This is a genomic window from Aliiglaciecola aliphaticivorans (assembly GCF_054782055.1).
Window position 1 is genome coordinate 42,469 of sequence record NZ_BAAGTF010000034.1, and the last position, 22,668, is coordinate 65,136.

Below are 22,668 nucleotides of genomic sequence, written 5' to 3' on the forward strand. Positions count from 1 at the left end.
ATTAGATGTAAAAGAACCACACCTATTTGACTAGGAAGTGGCGAAGCAGTTTTGTCTTAATTGAAACTACTTTTGCAAAGGTTTCCAACTTTTAGAAAAGCCAGCGCTTTTCGAAGTTGGCGCATTTGCAGGACGTTTCATTTTCACAGTCATAGGAAATGGGAAATCGACTCCTAATAACAATGCCTCTCCTTGACCCAAGACAGGGAGAAAAGATGCTGAACGTTGATCAATAGCGCCAACAGCCTTTTTTACAATTTCTTGGTCCAGCTGATTGGTCAACCTATGCACAATAAGTGTACCAATCTGACTTAAAACATCTTCAGGAATGTCACGTGGTCGCTGAGTAGCAATAATGGTATTTAAACCATACTTTCTACCTTCTTTAGCAATATTACCAAAGGCATCCAACTCAAACCTGTTCGTTTCTTCACCAATTCGCTTATTGAGAAATTGATGAGCTTCATCAATAAATACTAATAGAGGTGCACCATGATTTATTGCACCTTGCCTGGCTACAGATAACAACTTTCTACCAATGGCATTAACAAGTATTTCTCTTGAGTTTGCTTCAAATGGAACTTCAGAAAGATCTAATCTCAGCACATTATTGCTACTTATTGGCGAACAGAAATCATCAATAAGATTAGGTAATGTCTTTAATTTATCATCCGGGTCAATCATCCATTTTAAATTTGGGTTGTTTGAATAGGCTTTAATCCGAGCTATCAGGTTTAAACAGTGGCCAACATCATTATCAGCTCTTCCGCCCCAAATAGTGGGGTTAGGATTATTAGCATTCCCGCCATTTGGCCACACACACTCGTTTACAATCTGGTCAGCAATGTATTTAAACATCCATGGAGCTGTCTGGATAGAGCTATTCATAGATAATAGAGCAGCTTCGTAAGGAGCCTTTGCTTGCCCAGATTTGTTCAAAAGATAATTTGCATTGATATCAAGGCCATGATTTTGTTGCTGCCAAAATTGCCACACTATTTTCTGACTCTCGATAGCTGCCTCCAGTTTAGGCGCTTGGCTTTGTGCTGAAGGCCTTAAAAAGGCTCTAATATCTGAGTCTGTAAACTGCCAATGTGGAAAAGTTAACTGATTAAATGGAGTTGCTTTTGCATGATTCCCAACATAGTAACTGTCACAGCCAAGTGACTCATATTCCCCCGTCGGGTCAATAATAATTGCTTTGCCTCCGGCCTTAATCACTTGCTCGATGATGTTTGTCATCGAGTAACTTTTCCCGCCACCTGTTGCTCCTAAAATAGCGCAATGGCGTGAAAACAACTTCTCAGGGGTAACGTGAACAGTTACGGATTCATCATGCGGAAGTGAAGCTAACGGTAAATGGATTTGGCCAGGCTCCTCATCTTGTTTACCTTCAGCGATTATTGCTACCAGATACGGGTGAGCTGAATATATTTGGCTACCTAATCTCGGATGCTGTTTAATTCCTTTGTAGTTACGACCATTAGCTGGGTTCAAACTCACTAATAATTGAACCAGTCCAATTGGGTGATTTTCGGATGGTTTATCCGCCAAACCGTCAACACTTAATCTCTCTCCACCCTCAATCCACACTTTCACTAGGCGCCCAAGTATCGCTGTTTCACCTATGTCGATGAATACAAATTCATTTACTTCACCAGCGGCTATTCGATTTCCGAATGACCAACTGGGCTCACCAGATCCCGCTTTAGATAAGTTAATGATAAGCTCGGTTGCAGATACGCTAATGACGCTACCAATCCGTCTTGTTGGATCGTAAGGGGAAAACCACTTTTTCCGCTCCATGAATAGTCTCCCTTATTTAATACTCGCAGTGATTTTTTCAAATGCTTTGAAGAGTTCGTCCTCGGGAGTTGTTGATCTTCGTTCAGGTAGCAGACTAGAAAACTGTTTAAACGTTGAATCCATTATTGCGATTCTGCCATCCCCATGGTCAATAGCTGCCATTAGCAGATTCCTAATCTCATCATTGAATGAACCCGTTACACTGAATGGGTCTTTCGTTGCAACCATCAGCATAAACTCAGGGTTAGTCCTAAGCGCCATAGTCAGCGCATTATTTATATGCTTATCATTAAAACCAAAACCTAGGCACAGTACAGCCGTTTTGGGTTGTTTAACTACTTCCAAAAAAGAAGTCATCATATCTAAGTAAGGAGAATCATAAGATGTCTGATATTTGCTACTGCTTGGATAGATAAAAACAGGTTCACCAATTTTGCTATCAGCACCTAGCTTTCTAACTCTGCCGTTAAATTTTCTCCAGTCCACAGAGCCATGCATCTTATATAGCTGAACCACATTGGATATGTATGCGCCTTCACTGCTCTTAGAGTGCCCACGGTTCACTATGTCATACTTGAACCACATAGGATTAAAAAAAGAGGGGTTAGAAAATTCAAAACCATCAATAACAACAAAACCAGTGTTTGATGCAGCGTGCTCAAAAGCCAAGTCATAATTAGTCGTGAATAGTTTAAGTCGTTGTTGCTGAGCACTCCTTCTACCTACTGCACGCATAAATTTATCATGACTAACCCAGTCTGATTCAGGGATCGATTCAGTAAAGGTGGTTTTAGCTAAAATTATGTTTTTGGCTTGCTCAAGGAATTTACTTACTTGATTAGTTCTTTGATTTGAAAGGTTCCCAACGGCTAAAGAGGAATCGCAAAGAGACAATAATAGTTCAATGTCTGGCTTTGCATCTCCGTTTGCTTCACGATGTTTTTGAAGAGCATCATAATTTGTTGCCTTCAAAACCAATTGGAAAAGATTCTCATCTGCTTTATTACAATAATCCCAAAGGTGCCACATACTTGGAGCGATAGGCGCTTTATTCTGCTGAGAAGGCTTATTAAATGTTAAAGACGTGCCTGAACCAGCCAGTATGACTAAGTTATCAGTATCTAAAACTTTATTGATAAAACGAAAAAATGTGGCCAGCTCGTCATCTAAGTCATCATTAGAAAGATCAATTTCGATTGGCTCTCTCTTCGAAGACGCGGAGTTCCTTTTTATGTCTGATGACAAAAACCTTACTATGTTTTCATTTTCCATTTTTTAATTCACCTTCCACGTAAAAGACAACCAGCCTAGAAACCAATAAATTTCAGACGCTTGTGCTATTTAACTTCCTTCCTGAACAGCACGTAATAACACTTATATCTGCCCACCCACACCTTTGAATTTTTCAACAAAAGCGGCAATTTTCTGAAAAACCGTTTGCTTCTGGGTTCGGTACTGTGGGTTCAATGGGCTAAGTTTGGGCAGCGCCTCATTAAGTGCAGTGCCATTTTCAGAGGCGTACTCACGTTTGAGTGATGACGCAATATAGCGTTTGGCAGCATCGATATTGAGCTTTTCAGAGGCAATAATGGCATCGGCTTCGCGCTTCTGCTCCGCCTGGGCGAATTTGAAGAAAGCGTCGATAATGCTAGCTTTGTCATTGATCTCATCTAGGTTTGTCTGGTTAATAAAATCAACCACCAAGCTCTCTTTCGCTCTATTGCCAAGGCTACCGCGGATCATACGGCGGACTTCTTCAATCAAGCCTTCTTTGCTCTTGTTCTTCTTATTGTGATCAAAAATCAGTTCAAGAATGTAATCGAGGTTGATTTCTTGCGATTTAAGCAAATCAATTTCAAAGACCACATCGTCCCAGTCTACCGTTGACTTATCTTTGTCCTGACCTTCTTTATCGCGTCGCAACCAGTCGCGGGTATCGTTGTAGGTAGAGCGATAATCTTGAATAGCACGCTCGCTCGGCATATCTATGGTTTGCATTGCCTCGATGTCAGCATCGTCCAGATAGTACTTTGACTTGAACTCTTCAACAGCTTGTTCATCACTGGTATCTAGACTTTGCAGTGCTTTTAATCCAGAAAATTCATCGTAGTTTTGTAAAATATTTTCTGCTTTTAGGTATTCACCAAACAGCTTGGCAAACTCTTTTTTGTCTTGTTCTTTTTCAATATTTTCTGGATTTGGAAAACGTTCTTGCAGCTCCTTTACGATATCAACAAAACCTCGACGCGCCTGCCCAGTAGCAATATCGTTAAAACCTTCCATGTATTCTTTGTAGCTCTTCTCCAACACCACGTTCTTGGTGTTTTTGTCACCAAACAAGGTGATGGCATCAATGGTTGCCTGTTCCAAATCACGGAAGGTAACAATATTGCCAAAGGTCTTAGTCGCATCATAAATGCGGTTAGTGCGAGAAAACGCCTGCATCAAACCGTGATAACGCAAATTCTTATCAACAAACAAGGTGTTAAGCGTAGGCGCATCAAAACCCGTTAAAAACATACCCACCACGATGAGCAGATCTATTTCTTGATTCTTCACGCGCTGGGCAAGGTCACGGTAGTAGTTCTGAAAACCATTACTGTCCACGCCATAGTTAGATTTAAACATGGCGTTGTAATCAGTGATCGCGGCGCTCAAAAACTCTTTCGCGCTGCTGTTCATGGCACTGACTTCAAAACTCTCATCTAAAATATCACCAATGGCGTCCTGCTCTTCATTGGCAGCAAATGAGAATATAGTGGCAATGCGCAGAGGCTTACTTGTGGGTCCATTCTCAGCCTCGGCCTGCAATGTCTTGAAGGTTTCATAGTACGCTTTCGCCGCATCAACACTACTTACCGCAAACATGGCGTTAAACCCTTTGGCACCAGAATAGGCTCGATGCGTTTTCTGGTTAAAATGGCACAGAATATACTGCGAGATTTCACGAATGCGCATTGGATGTAAGAACGCTTTCTTGTTCTCCGCCGCACTAAGCTTCTTATCATCCTGCTCAGTCTCAATGCTCTTAAATTGCGGACGAACATCGTTATAGTCCACTTTGAACTTGAGTACTTTTTCATCACGAATGGCATCAGTGATCACATAAGTGTGCAACTGCTGGCCAAACACGCTGCCCGTGGTTTCAGCACCCAAGGCGTTTTCAGGGAAAATTGGCGTACCGGTAAAGCCAAACTGGTAGTACTTTTTGAATTTCTTCTTCAGGTTTTTCTGCGCTTCACCGAACTGGCTTCGATGACACTCATCAAAAATAAAGACAACCTGCTTGTTGTAGATAGCTAAATCGCTTTCGCTTTTGATTAAGTTGTTGAGCTTTTGGATTGTGGTAACAACAATCTTGTTATCGTCTTTGTCCAGGTTACTCTTAAGCCCTGCGGTACTGTCTGAACCGTTCACACTATCAGGCGAGAACCGCTGATACTCTTTCATGGTCTGATAGTCGAGGTCTTTTCGGTCCACCACAAAAAAGACTTTATCGATACAGTCTAAATCGGTGGCCAAACGTGCCGCTTTAAAGCTAGTGAGTGTTTTTCCTGAACCTGTGGTGTGCCAAATGTACCCACCGCTCTCGGTGTTGCTCCAGTTCTTAGCGTTAAACGCGCTCTTTATCTTCCATAAAATGCGCTCAGTGGCCGCAATCTGGTAGGGGCGCATTACAAGTAAGGTATTGCTGACGTCAAACACCGAGTAACGCAAGATCACTTCAAGCAAGGTCTCTTTCTGGAAAAAAGTGGCGGTAAAGTCTTTTAAATCCTTGATCAGCGTATTGTCAGATTTTGCCCAGTTCATCGTAAAATCGAAGCTGTTTTTGTCGCGCTTCGTGGTATTGGCAAAATAGCGCGTGTCGGTGCCATTAGAGATCACAAACAGCTGCAAGAACTTGTACAACGAGTTCTCTGCATTAAAGCTCTCTTTGCTGTACCTATGAATTTGATTAAATGCCTCACGGATCGCCACACCACGCTTTTTCAGTTCAATTTGCACCAAAGGCAAACCATTGACCAAAATCGTCACATCGTAACGGTTGGCGTGGCTGCCAGTTTGTTCAAACTGCTTAATGACCTGCACTTTGTTACGCGCAATGGTCTTCTTGTCGAATAGGTAGATGTTTTCGATATGACCATCATCGAAAACAAAATCGAAGATATAGTCACTGTGCACCTTGCGAGTTTTGTCGAGAATATTGTCGCTGGGTGTGTTCAGGTACTGCTCGCAAAAGCGAGCCCACTCGGCATCAGTAAACTCGACCTTATTAAGGGCTTGTAGCTGCTTGCGCACATTCGCCATCATGGCATCGGGTGTCGTCAGAGCAGGTAAATATTCATAGCCCTGGTTGCTTAGGTCTTGAATAAGTTCACGCTCTAAATCACCTTCGCTCTGGTAACTTTCACTTATCTGCGTTTGCTTTGTGTATTTGTCTAAGACAATAAAATTATTTGATTCTGCAATCGGCTTTGTTGTGCTAGTCATTCTGTGCTCCTTGCAGTTTAAAACCATAGTTATTTAATAGATGTTCAAGTAGAAACTTAACAATCTGCTTCTCAGGTTCGGTAGGTTCTGCAACTTCTTCGTTTGATAATGAACGATGACTATAAAAGTGCATCACTCGTTTGGCGTATAGCTCGCGGCTCTCTGGTAATAGAGCTGTCCAGTCTGCGTACCCCAAAAATGCTGCGACTTTCTCATAAAGGTTGCGCAGTAAATTGAAGTGAAAACGCTGTATTTCATTGTTCGTAATAGCTTGTTCAATCAATTGCTTGATATACAAGTGATAAGAAAAACTGGTATTCGCGCCACCTTTTTTTTCTTTTAAATCAAAGGTTCCGTCTTCAAAACGTTGCAACAAGTAACAGATTTTCGCATTAAGCTCATTGTGTAACACATTGTAAAATAGCGGATTATGTGTCGATATGATAAATTTAAGCTTCTCAGATTTGCTTAACTTGATTAGTTCCGCCAAATTAACTGCAAGTTCAATTAAATGGTTTTCATCTAATGAGCTAACGGGGTCATCAATGAACACGTATTCTAGCTGATTGAAGCTCTCATCATCCTCTTCATCAGGATTATTCATGACTCTAACAACTTGCTCTAGAAGCCCATGAAAAATACTCCAGACAAAATTACTTTCTTCGCCCTTAGATATTTTTATATGCTGTGCTCTTCCCGCATTTCCTCGCTCAAATGAAAACGTTACTTGAGTAAAGTCTTCATTAAAATGAGGCGTCAACTTCTCGTTGCTGTAACGTTGAAACAACCTAGTGATATTAGGCTCTTGACCTTGTACTTTTAATATCCAATCGGTAAACGTATTGGGTTGGATTTTTAGCTTCGGCTCTGCATCAGCATCTAAATCGTTATCCCAGTAAAACAAGTCTTCCGTAAACGCGTTGTAATACAAAATCTTGTGGCGCGACAGAGGTGCTTGCTCTGCATCAACAAGCGCATCTTGCCCATCGTCTTTCGGCGCAATGATCTCTTTAAATTCACGCGACAAACGTGTTTTACCTGTGCCATTAAAGGCATAGATTAACTGCACCTTTTTATCGGACGCTTGCAACAACTCTGCTATTTCCGTTAGCGTTTTACTCATTAAGCTGCCTCATCTGAATGAGATTTCGGGAAGCTCAACAACAGATCACGATAATACTCGTATTGCTTTTGGCGTAACTCAATTTCGCGGGGAAGACCTTCGGTAATAGAGCTCGTTAGAGTGTCAAATTTGTCGAGAATAGTAACGATGCGTTCTTGTTCCGCAAGAGATTTCTCTCTATTGCTAGCAAATGGAATAGGAACCAAATACTCCATGATTTTTGGCTTATTTCCTCGTGGCATTTTTGCGCCTTTTGCATGTTGCATGTTGTATTCAAAAAACTTGTCATCAGCTAAAACTTGATACAAATATCGTGGATTTATAGCTGTATCAGTAGGGTGAACCACAAGAACATCACCATTCGTGCCGCCAACTCGATCTGCATGCCATATCTTCTTCAAATAAGGACGTATATTCCCTATTAAGATATCATCAGGATTGTATTGTGTAAGATTTCCACTATCTGGGGTTCGAGTGGAGTCTATTTTACCAGCTCGATTCTGAAGTAAGCTTTCAACACCAACGTAATTGCTGTCATCTAGTTCTGTGTAACTGATTCGAGCCTTTGAATACTCGGCCATTTCACTCAAAGCCCTCCACTCAACATCACCCTCTTCAAAACTCAACAACTGGTCGCGGTAGTAGTTGTATTGTTTTTTCCGCATGTTAAGCTCGGCGGTCAGCTCGGCGGTCATGGCGGTAAATGCGTCCAGAATGCGCACTATTTCAGCTTGTATTGCCAGCGATTTTTCTGGGTTATCTGGGCATGGGATGGGTACTACAAGTTTCTCTATAGCTGATTTTGACAATCGAGGAATACTAGCCCTGCGAACTTGGCTTGCAATCTTATGCTTTTGTGTAAGTAAGAAATGATATAGATATTTACTATTTAAAATTTCAGATTGTTCAGCATAATAAACGTCATCAGCTGCCCAGAAACTATCATCACTAAAGCCGATTTCACCAGCTGCCCCAGCACAAATAACAAACGCAGACTTAGCACTAACGTTACCTTCATGATAGTAGCCAAGAGGTGTCATACTGTTTTGAAAAACCGCGTATTCTCCACTTTCTTCTAATTGACTCTTAACAAGTCGTTTACCTCGCTGGAAGTTAATGGAATTACCAAGCTCTTTCCACTCCACGTCAACCCCTTCCAACAGCTTTTCTATAAAGCTCAACTGACTCATGCCTCAAGCTCCTCACCTTCAATTTCCGCGACTATGGCGTCAATATCACGGCGCAGTTGGTCGATTTTATCGACGGTAATTTTAATCTCATTATTAAGATCTTTAATCTTTACAACTTCACGTGTGTCTTTAGCCTGCACATAGCTACTAACTGAGAGGTTGTAGTCATTACCAGCGATCACGTCCAACTCAACCGATTTCGCAAAGTGCTCAACGTTCTCTTTGCTGGCAAACACTTTCATGATGTCTTCGATGTGTTGTTCAGTCAGCACGTTGTTGTTGGTTTCTTTTTTAAACAAACCGCTGGCATCAATAAACTGGGTGGTGGTGTCGGTTTTGTGTTTAGACAGCACAAGAATATTCACGGCAATGGTGGTGCCAAAGAACAGGTTAGGTGCCAGTGAAATCACAGTTTCAACGTAGTTGTTATCTACTAGGTACTGGCGAATTTTTTGCTCAGCACCACCACGGTAAAAAATACCGGGGAAGCAAACAATGGCTGCACGACCTTTGCTTGATAGGTAACTTAGGGCATGCAGCACAAAGGCAAAGTCGGCCTTTGATTTGGGCGCAAGCACCCCAGCGGGCGCAAAACGGTCATCGTTAATTAAGGTTGGGTCGTCGCTACCAATCCATTTCACTGAATAAGGCGGGTTAGAGACAATGGCATCAAAGGGTTTGTCATCTAAAAAGTGCGGTTCGGTTAAGGTATCACCCAACTGAATATTAAACTTGTCGTAGTTAATGTTGTGCAAAAACATATTCATACGCGCCAAGTTGTAGGTGGTGTGGTTGAGCTCTTGACCAAAAAAACCATCTTCAATGATATGCGCATCGAAGTGCTTTTTAGCTTGTAACAGCAACGAGCCCGAACCCGCCGCAGGGTCATAGATTTTATTGACACTGGTCTGGCCATGCATGGCGAGCTGCGCAATCAATTTTGAAACGTGCTGAGGGGTGAAAAATTCACCACCGGATTTACCCGCATTAGCCGCGTAGTTTGAAATCAGGAACTCGTAGGCATCACCGAATAAATCAATTTGGTTGTCTTCAAAATTACCGAAGGTTAAACCTGCCACGCCTTTTAACACGGCTGCCAGGCGTTTGTTTTTTGCCTCTACCGTATTACCCAGACGATTACTGGTGGTATCAAAATCCGCAAACAAGCCTTTGATGTCTTTTTCTGAATCATAGCCGTTGGCTGAGTTTTCGATAGCAGCAAAAATAGCGGCCAAATCAGTATTTAAATTTTCATTCTTGTGCGCATTGGCCGCCACATTGCTGAACAACTGGCTAGGGTAAAGAAAATAGCCTTTGGTCTTAATGGCATCTTCTTTAGCAAACTTGATGTTTTCGTCATCGTCAGACATGGCAGCATAATTAACGCTATCATCTCCGCCTGTGATGTAGTTGACAAAGTTTTCACTGATAAAACGGTAGAACAGCGTACCCAGTACATATTGCTTAAAATCCCAACCATCCACTGAGCCTCTTACATCGTTGGCAATCGCCCATATTTGGCGTTGAAGTTCGGCACGTTGTTGTAAACTTGTCATTTGCTAATTCCTGCTTTTAATTCGTCATAATTCGTTTATGGGTTGCGCAATGCTCACTGTCGTCGAACATCATTCGTTAAACCCTGGAGCTAAATTCAAATTTCCGACCCCGTAGAGTGTCGGAGTATTCTTTAACCAAAGTTGGTATTCAGTGCCTCGAAGGCTGTGTGCTTTGGAACAATCCACATGCCATTGGCGTAGCAAATACCCAGCGGTTGCAGCTCTTATCTCAACCTTTAGAACGCCACCCGTCATACCATAATCCAGTTCAATCGCTTCGCTGTGCTCTATGCGTGGGTGCGGCACTAACTCTAACTCAACAAATCTGTTCCATTGCCGGTCTTGAGTTTCGAGCTCAGCTTCAGATAGCCTTGAGTCTTCAAGCACAACCGCTGCTTTAATTCGAGTCAGCACAAAGTCACGGAACTCACCATGCTTGCGGTCAAAACCACGAACATGCCAACGCAGGCCATTGTCTACCAGCGTATGCGGTACAATTTCACGCGTTGTTTCACCGCTCGATAACGACACATAAGTGATGCTCAAGGCTTTGCCTTTGTGAATGGCCTCGGTGACCTTCGCCACTATAGATAGGCTTGGCTTGTTTAAGTGATAAGGCGCTTCACAAGCAAGGGGAGGTTTTACCTTGCCAGTGAAGCCATCACCGTACCCTTGGCTAATGGTCGCCAGAGTTCTCACAACGTCATAGTCGAACAAGGGCTCAAATCCTTCACCGCGTTTATGCAACTTGAGCTTTTGGTCATACTCAATGTTGCCTGGTGCAAGCTCTCGGTACATTGTGAAGTCTTTCGTTGCTTGTGCGGCGGCTATACTGAAGCGATCGACTAAATCCGCCCGCACCGCTTCTCCCTTAAACAATAAGGTGAAATCGATGTGAGCAATGCGATCCCTGGTTGCTTGTGGCAACTGCGCTATCTGCGAAAGCCTATATGGCTTCGCCACTACTGTTTGTTTCAGACCATCATTTGTCATGCGTCTTGTTTATCCAATTCAACCAGTTTCTTAAAACTCTGTTTATAAAGTACCGTCAGACATCACGTAATCACATTGAAAAGCATCACTCAATGCTGCTCTTCATCCACAATGACTAATCAATCTCTACTGGTTGAAGCTGGACAGATGGACATAAAACACTGAATAGGCTTCAACCTAATTAATTTTATTAGGTATCATCCTATCACAAATTGTTTTGTAGGGAAGACTAAGCGGCAACTTTTTGATCTTGATTGCAATTGCCGCTCAGGTATGGGCGTGAAGGCCTTGTTTCGTGTCATTGCTGATAGCCGCTATCAATGCGCCACCCGAACCAGTGGCACCACGATGTTACCGCGATGAGATCCCCTTTTGTCCGGTTCTGTAGACATCAGGGCTCGTTGCTCACTCTCCCGAATGCGCCTAGCAACTTCTGCCTGGGCTGGTAGCAATGGCAGCATCCCTTCAGCAATCGCGTCTGGAGCAGACTCTTGGCCACAGGACATCAAGTGCTTCCATGGATCTTTAAGAAAGCGCTCGAACGTGATGCCAAATTCAATGATGCGGGCAGAGACGAAGATTTCGCCCCAGTATTCAATGTAGGTGTCTTGGTACATGGAAAGATTCCTCTTGTTGGTTAAACCATGAGTTCACTTTCCATTTTCCAGAGGTTTTCAAATATGCAAGGCTTACCTTATAGAGAGCTACAAAGCTTTAAATCGATTGCGGGCATCTTTGTAGTCATAGTGGGCATGTTCTGAGCCACGATGGTACAAATCATCTAGGTAAGTTTGTTCCTGCGGCAACTCGTCTTCGCTGATTTCGCGCCACCAATGTTTGTTGGCACCTTTAACACCGTCATGCCAGCGGTAACCACGCTCTTTTAGATAGTCCTTTACATCAAACGGCGCACCAAACGCACGAACTAGCACAGTACGCCTGTCTGCTTCTGACAACAAGTTTGCAACGGACTCGGTCAACAAATAGAACAACCAGGCCATCGCCAAACAATCGGTTGCAGCTCGGTGTCCTTCATAGAACCAACCTAAGCGAAGCAGCAGGTACTCAAGTTTTCGACTTTCAAAACCCAGCGCCTTCCAATCTATGCCACTGGCTGAACAGGCCCAAGATAGATGGCCTAATGCGGCAAACCGCTTTTCAAAGAAAGGACGATCAAACTGTGCATTGTGCGCGACCACCAGCGGATCATCGGATAACCAACTCGCAACCAGTGCATCATCAATGTGCTGGCCTTGCACCATATCATCGGAGATACCGGTTAACTCGGTAATCAGCTCAGGGATTGGCTTGCCGGGGTCTTCATACAAACTGATCACATCAACAATCGACACAATCCGCTTAGCAGAGGGGCTGTAAAGCACCTTAACCATACCAAGCTCAATAATGGACTCGTCATCGGCAGACAGTCCGGTTGTCTCTGTATCGAGCAGCACCATTGGCTGTTCGTCACCGACTACAGGAGATAGTTCAAGTGGCCAGGACTGCGGCTCACGCGTTAATGGAATACGCTCCAGCAATCTAAAATCTTCTGGTCTTTCTGGGATATCCGCGAGGCGCTCTAGCGGAAATGGTGCAGGGGCTCTTGTCATTGATGGTTCCTCTTCAATTCTATTGTTCGCTTTAGGTGATTTTACTGTGCCACAGGTTTTTCTAAATGCACCTTGGATACCTAAGCGTTTTTTTAATCTTTCTACTGGGTGAACCCATGTATGAAGGCTTTGGCTAAGCCTTTCAGAAAGCCTTAGCTAAACCCTTTAGGTAACCCTTACCGATACCCTTTACGTATGGCTTAGCCAACCCCTTTTCAAACGGTTGCAAAAGGCTTGAACTGAGTTCGACTGAGTATTTTAATGGTGCTCCTAACTTCGCTTTAAGCCAGTAAATTCAATACGAAGCAGAATTTTACTAACTGTTTTTAAACCCTTTGCAAAGGGTTCAACAAGCCTTGTCTGACGGTTACTTGACCCATGCGTTAACCAGTAGCAGTAACAGGATCAGTAACAGAAACAAGAGCAGTAGGCAGAAGCAGTATTGTCCAAGCCTTGCAGGCTTTGACGAGGGCAAGCGATCCCCCACATCTAGTTTTTCAACACAAAAAATAAATCACCGACAACACAGCGTCTTACTCGAACAACTACAGTTTTACCTACAATTTTACTTGTAGAAATCAGCATAGCATTAGATACTGTATAAACAAACAGTATCAATTGCGATTTTTCGAGGTTCGTCATGAGTGTCTCGCTGATAGGCCGTAGCGGCGCACTTGCCTTCATCAAAGCCAAGCGCCTTCGTATTCCATTGTTCATGGAACGTGTTTCTGCTGGTTTTCCCTCACCTGCAAGATTATGTTGAGCAAACGCTCGACCTTAACGAGCTGTGCATCAAACGACCGGCTGCAACGTTCTTTGTGCGTGTTGAAGGTGATTCAATGATTGATGCCGGGATTCACCCAGATGATATTTTGGTGGTTGATCGCTCTGTCCAAGCAGAACACGGTGACATTGTCATCGCTGGTATCCATGGTGAACTCACGGTAAAGGAGCTTCAACTAAGGCCGTGCGTCATGCTGATCCCAAGAAACCAGGTGTATGAGCCCATTCATATTCCTGAAGGGACAGAGTTAGAGATATTTGGTGTGGTCACCAATGTGGTGCGAAACATGCGCCGCAAGTCGTGACTATCCCATGCCTGTATTTGCCTTGGTGGACTGCAACAACTTTTACGCCAGTTGTGAGAAGCTGTTTCGTCCTGATTTAAAAGATACGCCGGTTGTGGTGCTGTCCAACAATGACGGCTGCGTGGTAGCACGGTCGCGTGAAGCTAAGTTACTCGGTATAAAAATGGGCGTACCGGTCTTTCAAATCAAAGCTGAAATGCAGCGCCATGGTATTTTGGCTTTTTCGTCCAACTATGCGCTGTATGCAGATTTAAGCAGTCGAGTGATGCGCACTTTGGAGGAGATGGCACCACGAGTAGAGGTTTACTCCATTGACGAAGCGTTTTTGGATTTAACCGGTATTGAGTCTTCCATATCCCTTGTCGAGTTCGGACAACAAGTGCGAGAGCGCATACGCCACTGGATTGGGATCACCGTCTGTGTAGGCATTGCACCGACTAAAACTCTCGCCAAGCTGGCTAACCATGCCGCCAAAAAGTATCCAGCCACTCAGGGGGTTGTAGACCTGACTAATCCAGATCGGCAACGTCGATTGCTCGCATTAGTCCCTGTTGATGATGTTTGGGGCGTTGGTAGACAGCTTACTAAGCGTTTAAATGCGTTGGGTATCACCACAGCCCTTGACCTAGCCAATGCCTCCCCTAGAGCCATCAGAGACCAGTTTTCAGTGGTTTTAGAGAGAACCGTCAGAGAGCTCAATGGTGAGTCGTGCATTGAACTTGAAGAGATCCCGCCAACTAAGAAACAAATCGTCTGTAGCCGTTCATTTGGCGAAAAAGTAACGCACTTTGAATTGTTACGTGAAGCTGTATGCGAATACGCGATCCGCGCCACTGAGAAGCTACGCAAAGAACAGCAGCAAGCCAAAGTGATGACCGTGTTCATACGTACCAGCCCCTTTAAGGACAACGAGCCGCAGTACAGCAACTCTGCATCGGGTGAATTGCTGATCCCCAGTTGCGATACACGAGATTTTATCGAACTGGCCAATCACTTACTCAAGCGGATATGGAAAGATGGCTTTCGCTATGCCAAAGCGGGCGTCATGCTATCTGACTTTTACGATCCCGGCATGTTTCAACCAGGACTATTCGATGACGTATCGACCCGCTCTAATAGCCAACAGTTAATGTCTGTATTGGACACCATTAACCAAAGCGGTGCCGGAAAGGTTTTCTTTGCTGGACAAGGTACGAAGAAAGATTGGTCGATGAAGCGAGAGCATTTGTCTCCCGCCTACACAACACGCTGGGACCAGTTGCCGCGAGTGAAGTAGCGCAGTTAACTCAATAGGCATTCACTCTGCGACGCAGCATGTTGAGCTTATCAACTTGGCGTCGAATATCACTGAAAAATTCTTCTTTCTCTATGGCCAGCGCTAACTCCCATTCTTTGGCCAAACCTTGGCAGTCCAAAAATGAGTATCTCAGCTTCGTCTTTGAGATACGCAGCCCCTTGCTAAAGACCACGCGTTTGCCTCGTTGACCGTGAAAACTGTTGATGTACCACTCTATGCCAAAGCCATACTTAAAGTCTCTGATACGGACACCAAGCAGACCCCAGTCTTTAAAGGGCTCATTCTCTCGAACCTTGTAATGGGTAACCCAAAAGTCATCAACTTCGGCTCGTGCCAGCGCTTTTAGCCTGTCTGTTTCTTGCTGAAGTAAATCTGATACCTCTGCTTTCCATTGTTCATTGACGATTTCTACCAAACCAATTTCCCCATCCAATTAACCCCAAAAGCCAAAACCACTATCCGTTTGGCTTTTGGATCGAAACGCCAAACGTAAAACTGCGGTAACAATCACTGTTTGGCGTCTCGATATTAATCAACTCGCGCAATCCCATACCTGACAAGGGATATAGCCCGATTTCACATAAAAATGCCTGAAAAGACGTATCGCCATGAAGATACAAACCGTTTGGCAAGTTCAGGCCAGAATGCAAATGACGTTTGGCGTCTCGATTTTTTTGGCTAGGTCATCCGCCGCCAAACAGAGCCTATTCTCATACTTTTGCGAAAATGCAATAGGCAGATAGATGAAAGGATTTGTCACCTTTCTGCCCACCGCCAGTGCACCGAATCCTGATAATGACATTTGAGTGAACCGCCAGAGCACTTGGACATACCCAAGCGTGACCAGTGCGGTTGATTGAAAACCGTTAGAGCACTTTGAGTGCACAGGAGATAAGTATGTTTGTACTAGGCGTAGATATCGGTTACTCGAACCTGAAGCTGGCAATTGGCCAATCAGGCAGTGAACCGAAAACCATTATTCTGCCTGCGGGTGCCGGTCCTGCGGATCGTATGCCAGAGCGTATCGGTGGGGGCGATGATGACACTTGTTTGTATGTATCTGTCGATAATGAGCGTTGGGCCGCTGGTGTGCCTGCTGGACGCCTTCAAGGCTGGGAACGAGAGCTTCACCCGGAGTATCCCACCACAAAAACCTATAAGGCGCTTTTTCATGCCGCCTTGTTAATGGCTGAAACAGAATCCATCGATTTGGTTGTCACTGGATTACCTGTTTCCCAGTTTCATGAACCACAACGTAAGTCTGACCTTGTGCAGCGTTTAAAAGGTGTCCATCAAGTGACGCCTAAGCGCAGCATCACTGTTCATGACGTCAAAGTGCTGCCGCAGCCTGCCGGTGCCTATATGGATCTGGTTCAAACAGGTGGTGATTTGGGCTTGATTGAAGAAGGTCGCGTAGTCGTCATCGATCCGGGCTTCTTCTCTGTTGACTGGGTTGCCCTTGAGGCCGGAGAAATTCGCTACAGCTCATCAGGAACCAGTCTTCAGGCAATGTCCGTGCTACTGGAAACGATTGATAAGCTGATTTCAGAAGATCACGGTGCCAAAGTAGGTATGGATCGACTTGAAAAAGCCATGAGAACAGGAGACTTGCAGGTCCTGCTATTTGGAGAAAAAGTCGATATTTCACCTTATCTGAATGCTGCCATGAAAAAGGTAGCGCCTGTTGCTCTCACAGCCATGCGCCAATCTATGCGCGACGAAAGCATTAATGCGGACTTGGTATTGATCGCCGGAGGTGGAGCCTTGGCTTATAAGGAAGCGGCCAAGGAGATTTTTTCACGAAGCAAGATCATCGTGCCTGAGCAGTCTGTTTTGGCGAACGTCCGAGGCTTCTGGTTTTATGGGGCCTGATCATGAGAGTTGTCGTCAACATTCCCCCAGGGAGCCACCCAGAACTACTCAAAGAATTGGAAAAGACGCCACCACGGGAACGCGCTGAGCGTCTGCGGATGCTGGCCACCTTTGGGTTAATTCACATGAGCCAACCCAATCTATCCACGACATCTGTACAGGTGGATGACCATGCTCCAGAAGTTGAAATTACTTCTGTGAGTAAAGCGCCAGAACCCAAAGCAGAATCACGTAAACAATCATTAAAATCAAAACTAGGGCTGGGCTTATAACATGGCGTTATCAGTTAGCTGGCTCGATGCCAGGTTAAATAAAGAAGCAAAAGAAACCGTAGTAAAAGCTGATCGAGATGGACTAAGTGCTCGGGTATCGTCCAAGGGCAAAATTGTTTTTCAGTTTCGTTATCGGTTCGATGGCAAGCAACAGCGGGTAGACATAGGTACTTACCCACTTATGAAACTTGCTGAAGCCAGGAATGAGCTGGATAGGTTAAGGGCAGTACTTGATCAAGGTCGAAACCCCAAGCTCTACCTACAGCAGGAACGGGCTAAGTATTCTGCTAATCAAAGCTTCGAATCGATTTTTCGAGACTGGATAGACTCTGCCGGTAAGCAAGGGCTAAAGGAGAAAACGTGGCACTACCAAAAACGCAGCAGTGAAATATATTTGCTGCCCCGACTTGGCAAGTACCCATTAACTGACATCAATGAATTGTCCTTGCGAAACTGTCTTCGTGAGGTTTCGGAGTCGTCCCCTTCAAACACAGAACGCCTAGTGTCTGTACTGCATAAGTTCTATGACTGGCTGATTGATGAACAAATTTTGGAAATTAACGCTGCCGCAGGGATCACAGCAAAGAAAGTCGGTGGTAAGAAAGGTAAACGAACTCGGGTGCTAAACGATAACGAGATCAGGATACTTTGGCGCTATTTGCATGAGTCAAAAATCACTGAGAAGAATCGCATCTACATTAAATTGCTTCTGCTATTGGGCGGTCGCAAGGGCGAACTCATTCAAGCTGAAAAGCATCACTTTGACTTGCAATCTGCAATGTGGACAGTGCCCATAGAGATCCGCAAACAAGGTGAGAAAATTGGAGCGCCGATCATGCGGCCATTGATTAAGCCAGCTATTGAGCTGATTGAACTGGCGATGCAGATGAGCAAATCAACCTACTTGTTTCCCGCGAACGGACAGGAAGAGCTTGCCACAAATGGCTTTGATACCACTATTCCTAACAATGTGAAAATCTGGGCTCGCAGATCGCTTGGTATTGAGATGGAGCATTGGTCTATGCATGATCTTCGCAGAACGATGCGAACACGAATGTCGGCCATCACGACGCAAGAAGTTGCCGAGTTGATGATTGGCCACAGCAAAAAAGGGTTGGATGCTATCTACAACCAATATCAGTACCTGGATGAAATGCGTCATGCTTACGACGTTTGGTATCAACAACTAGAAACCATCATTGAGCCGACAGGCTTTCCATTCAACTGGCGTTTCGGACAATAAAATAAAAGAGGGTAAGCGGATTAAATGGTTGATCTTACCTTTGCATGAGAGTGAGACAGACCGGCATCTCATCGGATTATCTGGTTGATGCTTCACCTACTGCTGGTGCATGTTTCCTTCGCTAATTCCAGCAAGAACCCCACACGCCTCAACTTCCCGGTCATCGTTGCAACTCGCTCTCAGTGAAACGAGTTGTTTCTCAAGCGCTTGCAGAGCGGTTATCTGCGACCGCACATGAGAGATGTGATCATCGAGCAAGGTGTTGACGGCGGTACAAGGCTGATGAGGGTCGTCCTGATAGCTCTGTAGTTCGTGAATCTCAGCCAGTGACAGGCCCAGGATTCTGCAGCGACGGATGAAGGCCAGCCCCTCACCATGCTTCTCGGTATAGACACGGTAACCGTTGTCCTGCCGATCAGGCGGCGGCAACAAGCCCTGCTGTTCATAGAAGCGGATCGTCTGTGTTTCGACCCCTACCAACTGCGCCAACTGACCAATGCGCATCAGCCTCCTCCCCAACGGATTCTTTACTCTATTGACCTTATAGTAGCTTTATAGTTTAAAATGGTACCACAACATTGTTCAAGTGGAGTCGTATCATGAGCAAATCCTGTGGTGGCGCCTGTGGCGGTGATGCAACGTCCGCAGCGGATACCGATATACAGGCCTCCTCCGAGGCGCCAGGGAGATGGGTCAGTGTTTATGCCGTGCCGAAGATGGACTGTCCATCAGAAGAACGAATGATTCGCCTAGCCCTGAACGGCTTTGAGGAGATTCGGGCGCTGTCCTTCGACTTGTCGAACCGCCGGCTGAAGGTCGTGCATGACGGCGAGGTCGAGCCCGTCACCTCGAAACTGAAGACCTTGGGGCTAGGCGCCTCGCTTCAGGAAACCGTCGCTGCAAATCCGGAGACCATCAAGGCCGCCGAGTTTTCGGCAGCTTCTGCTAAGCAAGAATCCGGGACCCTGCGCTGGTTGCTCGGCATCAATGCACTTCTGTTCGTGGTGGAAATGACTGCCGGTCTGATCGCCCGGTCCACCGGCCTGATTGGAGAATCCCTGGACAATTTTGCCGATGCGGCGGTGTACGGGCTTGCCCTTTATGCGGTTGGACATAGCGTGAAAATGCAGGTACGTGCCGCGCATCTTGCTGGTGTACTGCAACTGATCTTGGCTGTGGGCGTGCTCGTAGAGGTGGTGAGACGCTTTGTATTCGGTAGTGAGCCTGAATCGCTGGTGATGATGGCTATCGCATTCGTCGCATTGATTGCCAATACCAGTTGTCTGCTGCTCATATCCAAACATCGGGAAGGCGGGGCGCACATGAAGGCAAGCTGGATATTCTCGGCCAACGACGTGGTGATCAACCTGGGGGTCATCACCGCCGGCGCCCTGGTCGCGTGGACCGGTTCCAATTATCCGGATCTGATTATCGGCACCATCGCGGGGGGCATTGTACTTAACGGTGCCAGACGCATTTTGGCGTTGAAGGGTTAAATAATGCTCATTATTGGCAAAAAGCTCTCGCCGTATGCCCTATTGTCCATATCGGGCCTGCTGGCAGCGTCTGATCAGGCTGTAAAGTGGCTGGTGCAGCAATCAATGGCCTATGGCGAGTATGTTTCGGTGACCCCGTTCTTTAACTGGGTGCACCTATGGAACACCGGTGCCGCATTCAGTCTTTTTGCGAATGGTGGAGGCTGGCAGCGCTACTTTTTTATCGGAATCGCGGTAGTGGTCTCGATTTTTCTGATCAAGCTGATCCTTGAAAATCGTCATAAAGGAGAAGCCATCGCTTACAGTCTTATCCTCGGTGGCGCCATGGGCAACCTGATTGACCGGGTCTTTCGCGGCTATGTTGTGGATTCCTTTGATTTCTATTGGCGAGACTGGCATTGGCCGGCCTTCAACCTGGCTGATATTGCAATTGTCCTCGGTGCCTTACTTTTCGTTTCCAGCAGCTTGTTGGGTAAAAAAGCAAACACCAATGCCGAGTCGGATGGATCTGACTGACACCTACGCCTATACAACACCATGACCGAACTTCCCGACAACATCCTTCACCTGCCGCAATACCAAGTACTGGGCTGCAAATCAACCGACGACGAAATGCACTTCCAGGTGGACGTGCCCGATCCCATCGCCTGCGAGGAATGCGGCGTGCAGGGTGAGTTCGTACGGTTCGGCAAGCGTGACGTTCCCTATCGTGATCTGCCCATCCACGGCAAGCGGGTCACTCTCTGGGTGGTCCGCCGCCGATACACCTGCCGGGCCTGCAAGACAACATTCAGGCCCCAGCTACCGGAGATGGTGGACGGATTCCGTATGACACTGCGGCTGCATGAGTACGTGGAGAAGGAATCCTTCAACCACCCCTACACCTTTGTGGCGGCACAGACCGGCCTGGACGAGAAGACGGTGCGCGACATCTTCAACGCCCGCGCCGAGTTCCTGGGGCGCTGGCACCGCTTCGAGACGCCCCGCATCCTGGGCATTGACGAGCTATACCTGAACAAGCGCTACCGCTGCATTCTGACCAACATTGAGGAGCGAACCCTGCTCGACCTGCTGGCCACCCGCCGCCAGGACGTGGTGACCAACTACCTGATGAAGCTGAAAGACCGGCAGAAGGTCGAGATCGTCAGCATGGACATGTGGAACCCCTACCGGGCAGCGGTCAAGGCTGTGCTGCCCCAGGCCCGTATCGTGGTCGATAAGTTCCATGTGGTGCGCATGGCCAACGATGCCCTAGAGAGAGTGCGCAAGGGCCTCAGAAAGGAGCTGAAACCGTCCCAGAGCCGGACTGCGCTCACGAAGTCTCAGACCGGGAGCGCCTCATCATGGAGACCTGGACAGGCGCGTTCCCGCAACTGCTGGCCGCCTATGAGCACAAGGAGCGCTTCTACGGCATCTGGGACGCCACCACACGGCTCCAGGCAGAAGCCGCCCTGGACGAGTGGATAGCCACCATCCCGAAGGGCCAAAAGGAAGTCTGGAGCGATCTGGTCAGGGCAGTGGGAAACTGGCGCGAAGAGACCATGACCTACTTCGAGACGGACATGCCCGTCACCAACGCTTACACGGAGTCCATCAACCGACTGGCCAAGGACAAGAACCGTGAAGGGCGTGGTTACTCCTTCGAGGTGATGCGGGCACGAATGCTCTACACCACGAAGCACAAGAAGAAGGCACCGACTGCGAAGGTCTCTCCTTTCTACAAGAAAACCATCGGTTACGGACTGCCGGACTTCGCAGAGGAACTCAACTACGGAGTCGATCTATCAACCATCTGAGGGTGGTATCAGATTGATGGGGTGAAGGTGCCCATCAACCATTAAATCCGTATACCCATAAAAGAAAGAGGCTCAGTCCTCTTTCTTCTCATACTCCTCCAAATCTTCAATGTGCCACAGCTTGTTTCGTGTATTTCGGTTGATACGAGGTTGCGGCAAGCTGCCATCTTTTATTCTTCGCCAGAGCGTCGTATAGCTAATGTGGTAACGAGCCATCACTTCGTAAGATGTTAGAAAAGGGGTTACCTGGTGCGCTACTGCTGTCATCTGCATTCTCCTGAAAGTCAATGTAAAGCTATCATCGCCTGATTCATCAATTGTTGATGGTCAGAAAGATGCATGATTTGTTCAGAAGATCAGCCTTATCAAAACACAAATGTTGCTATTAGGTACTTTTCAGCTCAAACCTATGAATAACAAGGGCTACAAGGCGGTTTGTGTCATGAATTGCAATCAACATGCCTAACGAGAAAAATTTGTACACACTGTTTGTACACTCGCAACGATGACACATCAAAAACCACAATAACGAACCCTTTAAATTCATAAGCTTACAAACATAAAACTAGAGATGATCGCATATATTCCGCTTTTGTAATGTCGAAACCAAAGTACCAAAAGCAAGAGGTACTTTCTTCATCAAACCCAGTAACCACAAGGCCTACAGCCAGATTTGTGTCATAGAATTTTCGTCAAAGGCCTCTAAAACGGAATTTGTACTCAAGTTTGTACACACTTTCCGAGGTTACGCTTGAACATCATTGAAAAGTAAAGAAACGAGAAAAAGACAAAAAGCCTTTAAATTCAGTACGTAGAGATGTGATTGTGGTATGCA

17 protein-coding genes and 2 pseudogenes are annotated in these 22,668 nt (G+C 45.9%); 8 read left to right on the top strand and 11 right to left on the bottom strand.

The genetic code is table 11. The features are described from left to right. Nucleotides 1–66 precede the first annotated feature (66 nt). The 9 genes from ACYVIL_RS16680 to ACYVIL_RS16720 all read right to left on the bottom strand — a co-directional run bounded on the left by ACYVIL_RS16680 (nucleotide 67) and on the right by ACYVIL_RS16720 (nucleotide 12,769). Nucleotides 67–1,806, bottom strand: coding sequence for an ATP-binding protein (locus ACYVIL_RS16680; RefSeq protein ID WP_460313568.1), 1,740 nt, complete (start codon nucleotides 1,804–1,806; stop codon nucleotides 67–69). A gap of 12 nt (nucleotides 1,807–1,818) precedes the next feature. After that, nucleotides 1,819–3,078, bottom strand: coding sequence for an SIR2 family protein (locus ACYVIL_RS16685; RefSeq protein WP_460313570.1), 1,260 nt, complete (start codon nucleotides 3,076–3,078; stop codon nucleotides 1,819–1,821). Nucleotides 3,079–3,180: 102 nt separating this feature from the next. Continuing rightward, nucleotides 3,181–6,297, bottom strand: coding sequence for an HsdR family type I site-specific deoxyribonuclease (locus tag ACYVIL_RS16690; protein ID WP_460313572.1), 3,117 nt, complete (start codon nucleotides 6,295–6,297; stop codon nucleotides 3,181–3,183). Next, a complete protein-coding gene (locus ACYVIL_RS16695; protein ID WP_460313574.1) occupies nucleotides 6,290–7,420 on the bottom strand; it encodes an AAA family ATPase in 1,131 nt (376 codons plus the stop codon). Before ACYVIL_RS16695 ends, ACYVIL_RS16690 begins: the two co-directional genes overlap by 8 nt. Beyond that, nucleotides 7,420–8,610 (bottom strand): restriction endonuclease subunit S, encoded by a 1,191-nt coding sequence (locus ACYVIL_RS16700; protein ID WP_460313576.1) that lies wholly within the window; start codon nucleotides 8,608–8,610, stop codon nucleotides 7,420–7,422. Before ACYVIL_RS16700 ends, ACYVIL_RS16695 begins: the two co-directional genes overlap by 1 nt. Further along, the gene (locus ACYVIL_RS16705) at nucleotides 8,607–10,166 is read right to left on the bottom strand and encodes a type I restriction-modification system subunit M (RefSeq protein ID WP_460313578.1); all 1,560 of its coding nucleotides are present in this window, start codon (nucleotides 10,164–10,166) and stop codon (nucleotides 8,607–8,609) included. Before ACYVIL_RS16705 ends, ACYVIL_RS16700 begins: the two co-directional genes overlap by 4 nt. A 69-nt stretch (nucleotides 10,167–10,235) precedes the next feature. Next, a complete protein-coding gene (locus tag ACYVIL_RS16710) occupies nucleotides 10,236–11,159 on the bottom strand; it encodes a WYL domain-containing protein (protein ID WP_460313580.1) in 924 nt (307 codons plus the stop codon). Nucleotides 11,160–11,476: 317 nt separating this feature from the next. Further along, nucleotides 11,477–11,776 (bottom strand): hypothetical protein, encoded by a 300-nt coding sequence (locus tag ACYVIL_RS16715; protein WP_235373963.1) that lies wholly within the window; start codon nucleotides 11,774–11,776, stop codon nucleotides 11,477–11,479. Between the two features lie 87 nt (nucleotides 11,777–11,863). Then, on the bottom strand, nucleotides 11,864–12,769 hold the full coding sequence (locus ACYVIL_RS16720; RefSeq protein ID WP_460313582.1) for a 3'-5' exonuclease: 906 nt from the start codon (nucleotides 12,767–12,769) through the stop codon (nucleotides 11,864–11,866). Between the two features lie 640 nt (nucleotides 12,770–13,409). Here ACYVIL_RS16720 and umuD point away from each other — a divergent pair. Both umuD and umuC read left to right on the top strand, forming a co-directional pair. Continuing rightward, a pseudogene (gene umuD, locus ACYVIL_RS16725) lies at nucleotides 13,410–13,857 on the top strand (translesion error-prone DNA polymerase V autoproteolytic subunit). 7 nt (nucleotides 13,858–13,864) lie between these two features. Then, a complete protein-coding gene (umuC, locus tag ACYVIL_RS16730) occupies nucleotides 13,865–15,133 on the top strand; it encodes a translesion error-prone DNA polymerase V subunit UmuC (RefSeq protein ID WP_460313599.1) in 1,269 nt (422 codons plus the stop codon). 10 nt (nucleotides 15,134–15,143) lie between these two features. Here umuC and mobI read toward each other — a convergent pair whose 3' ends face one another. Then, the gene (gene mobI / locus ACYVIL_RS16735) at nucleotides 15,144–15,569 is read right to left on the bottom strand and encodes a conjugative transfer protein MobI(A/C) (protein ID WP_430270578.1); all 426 of its coding nucleotides are present in this window, start codon (nucleotides 15,567–15,569) and stop codon (nucleotides 15,144–15,146) included. A 482-nt stretch (nucleotides 15,570–16,051) separates the two neighbouring features. On the opposite strand from mobI, the gene ACYVIL_RS16740 reads away from it, so the two are divergent. The 3 genes from ACYVIL_RS16740 to ACYVIL_RS16750 are packed head-to-tail and all read left to right on the top strand — an operon-like array spanning nucleotide 16,052 to nucleotide 18,541. Continuing rightward, nucleotides 16,052–17,026, top strand: a complete 975-nt coding sequence (locus ACYVIL_RS16740; protein ID WP_025441391.1) for a ParM/StbA family protein — start codon at nucleotides 16,052–16,054, stop codon at nucleotides 17,024–17,026. A gap of 2 nt (nucleotides 17,027–17,028) precedes the next feature. Continuing rightward, nucleotides 17,029–17,298 carry a hypothetical protein gene (locus ACYVIL_RS16745; RefSeq protein WP_039847056.1) on the top strand — a complete coding sequence of 90 codons (270 nt, stop codon included), beginning with the start codon at nucleotides 17,029–17,031 and terminating at the stop codon, nucleotides 17,296–17,298. 1 nt (nucleotide 17,299) lies between these two features. Further along, the gene (locus tag ACYVIL_RS16750) at nucleotides 17,300–18,541 is read left to right on the top strand and encodes a tyrosine-type recombinase/integrase (protein WP_460313585.1); all 1,242 of its coding nucleotides are present in this window, start codon (nucleotides 17,300–17,302) and stop codon (nucleotides 18,539–18,541) included. A 96-nt stretch (nucleotides 18,542–18,637) separates the two neighbouring features. On the opposite strand, the gene cadR is transcribed toward ACYVIL_RS16750, so the two are convergent. Next, nucleotides 18,638–19,045, bottom strand: coding sequence for a Cd(II)/Pb(II)-responsive transcriptional regulator (cadR, locus tag ACYVIL_RS16755; RefSeq protein ID WP_007148576.1), 408 nt, complete (start codon nucleotides 19,043–19,045; stop codon nucleotides 18,638–18,640). Between the two features lie 95 nt (nucleotides 19,046–19,140). Here cadR and ACYVIL_RS16760 point away from each other — a divergent pair, with 95 nt between their 5' ends. From ACYVIL_RS16760 to ACYVIL_RS16770, 3 genes and pseudogenes are all read left to right on the top strand, one after another. Beyond that, nucleotides 19,141–20,037: a cation transporter gene (locus ACYVIL_RS16760; protein WP_004364974.1), complete on the top strand. Its 897-nt coding sequence runs from the start codon at nucleotides 19,141–19,143 to the stop codon at nucleotides 20,035–20,037. Nucleotides 20,038–20,040: 3 nt separating this feature from the next. Then, the gene (gene lspA / locus ACYVIL_RS16765; RefSeq protein WP_003821921.1) at nucleotides 20,041–20,553 is read left to right on the top strand and encodes a signal peptidase II; all 513 of its coding nucleotides are present in this window, start codon (nucleotides 20,041–20,043) and stop codon (nucleotides 20,551–20,553) included. Between the two features lie 21 nt (nucleotides 20,554–20,574). Then, nucleotides 20,575–21,833, top strand: a pseudogene (locus ACYVIL_RS16770) (ISL3 family transposase). The last annotated feature ends 835 nt before the right edge of the window (nucleotides 21,834–22,668 follow it).

Bases quoted from the DNA above. Each gene is read 5' to 3' on its own strand.
- ACYVIL_RS16690 (WP_460313572.1), bottom strand. From the start codon at position 6,297: ATGACTAGCACAACAAAGCCGATTGCAGAATCAAATAATTTTATTGTC.
- lspA (WP_003821921.1), top strand. From the start codon at position 20,041: ATGCTCATTATTGGCAAAAAGCTCTCGCCGTATGCCCTATTGTCCATA.
- ACYVIL_RS16715 (WP_235373963.1), bottom strand. From the start codon at position 11,776: ATGTACCAAGACACCTACATTGAATACTGGGGCGAAATCTTCGTCTCT.
- ACYVIL_RS16750 (WP_460313585.1), top strand. From the start codon at position 17,300: ATGGCGTTATCAGTTAGCTGGCTCGATGCCAGGTTAAATAAAGAAGCA.
- cadR (WP_007148576.1), bottom strand. From the start codon at position 19,045: ATGCGCATTGGTCAGTTGGCGCAGTTGGTAGGGGTCGAAACACAGACG.
- ACYVIL_RS16720 (WP_460313582.1), bottom strand. From the start codon at position 12,769: ATGACAAGAGCCCCTGCACCATTTCCGCTAGAGCGCCTCGCGGATATC.
- ACYVIL_RS16710 (WP_460313580.1), bottom strand. From the start codon at position 11,159: ATGACAAATGATGGTCTGAAACAAACAGTAGTGGCGAAGCCATATAGG.
- ACYVIL_RS16680 (WP_460313568.1), bottom strand. From the start codon at position 1,806: ATGGAGCGGAAAAAGTGGTTTTCCCCTTACGATCCAACAAGACGGATT.
- ACYVIL_RS16685 (WP_460313570.1), bottom strand. From the start codon at position 3,078: ATGGAAAATGAAAACATAGTAAGGTTTTTGTCATCAGACATAAAAAGG.
- ACYVIL_RS16700 (WP_460313576.1), bottom strand. From the start codon at position 8,610: ATGAGTCAGTTGAGCTTTATAGAAAAGCTGTTGGAAGGGGTTGACGTG.
- ACYVIL_RS16745 (WP_039847056.1), top strand. From the start codon at position 17,029: ATGAGAGTTGTCGTCAACATTCCCCCAGGGAGCCACCCAGAACTACTC.
- ACYVIL_RS16695 (WP_460313574.1), bottom strand. From the start codon at position 7,420: ATGAGTAAAACGCTAACGGAAATAGCAGAGTTGTTGCAAGCGTCCGAT.
- ACYVIL_RS16760 (WP_004364974.1), top strand. From the start codon at position 19,141: ATGAGCAAATCCTGTGGTGGCGCCTGTGGCGGTGATGCAACGTCCGCA.
- umuC (WP_460313599.1), top strand. From the start codon at position 13,865: ATGCCTGTATTTGCCTTGGTGGACTGCAACAACTTTTACGCCAGTTGT.
- ACYVIL_RS16740 (WP_025441391.1), top strand. From the start codon at position 16,052: ATGTTTGTACTAGGCGTAGATATCGGTTACTCGAACCTGAAGCTGGCA.
- ACYVIL_RS16705 (WP_460313578.1), bottom strand. From the start codon at position 10,166: ATGACAAGTTTACAACAACGTGCCGAACTTCAACGCCAAATATGGGCG.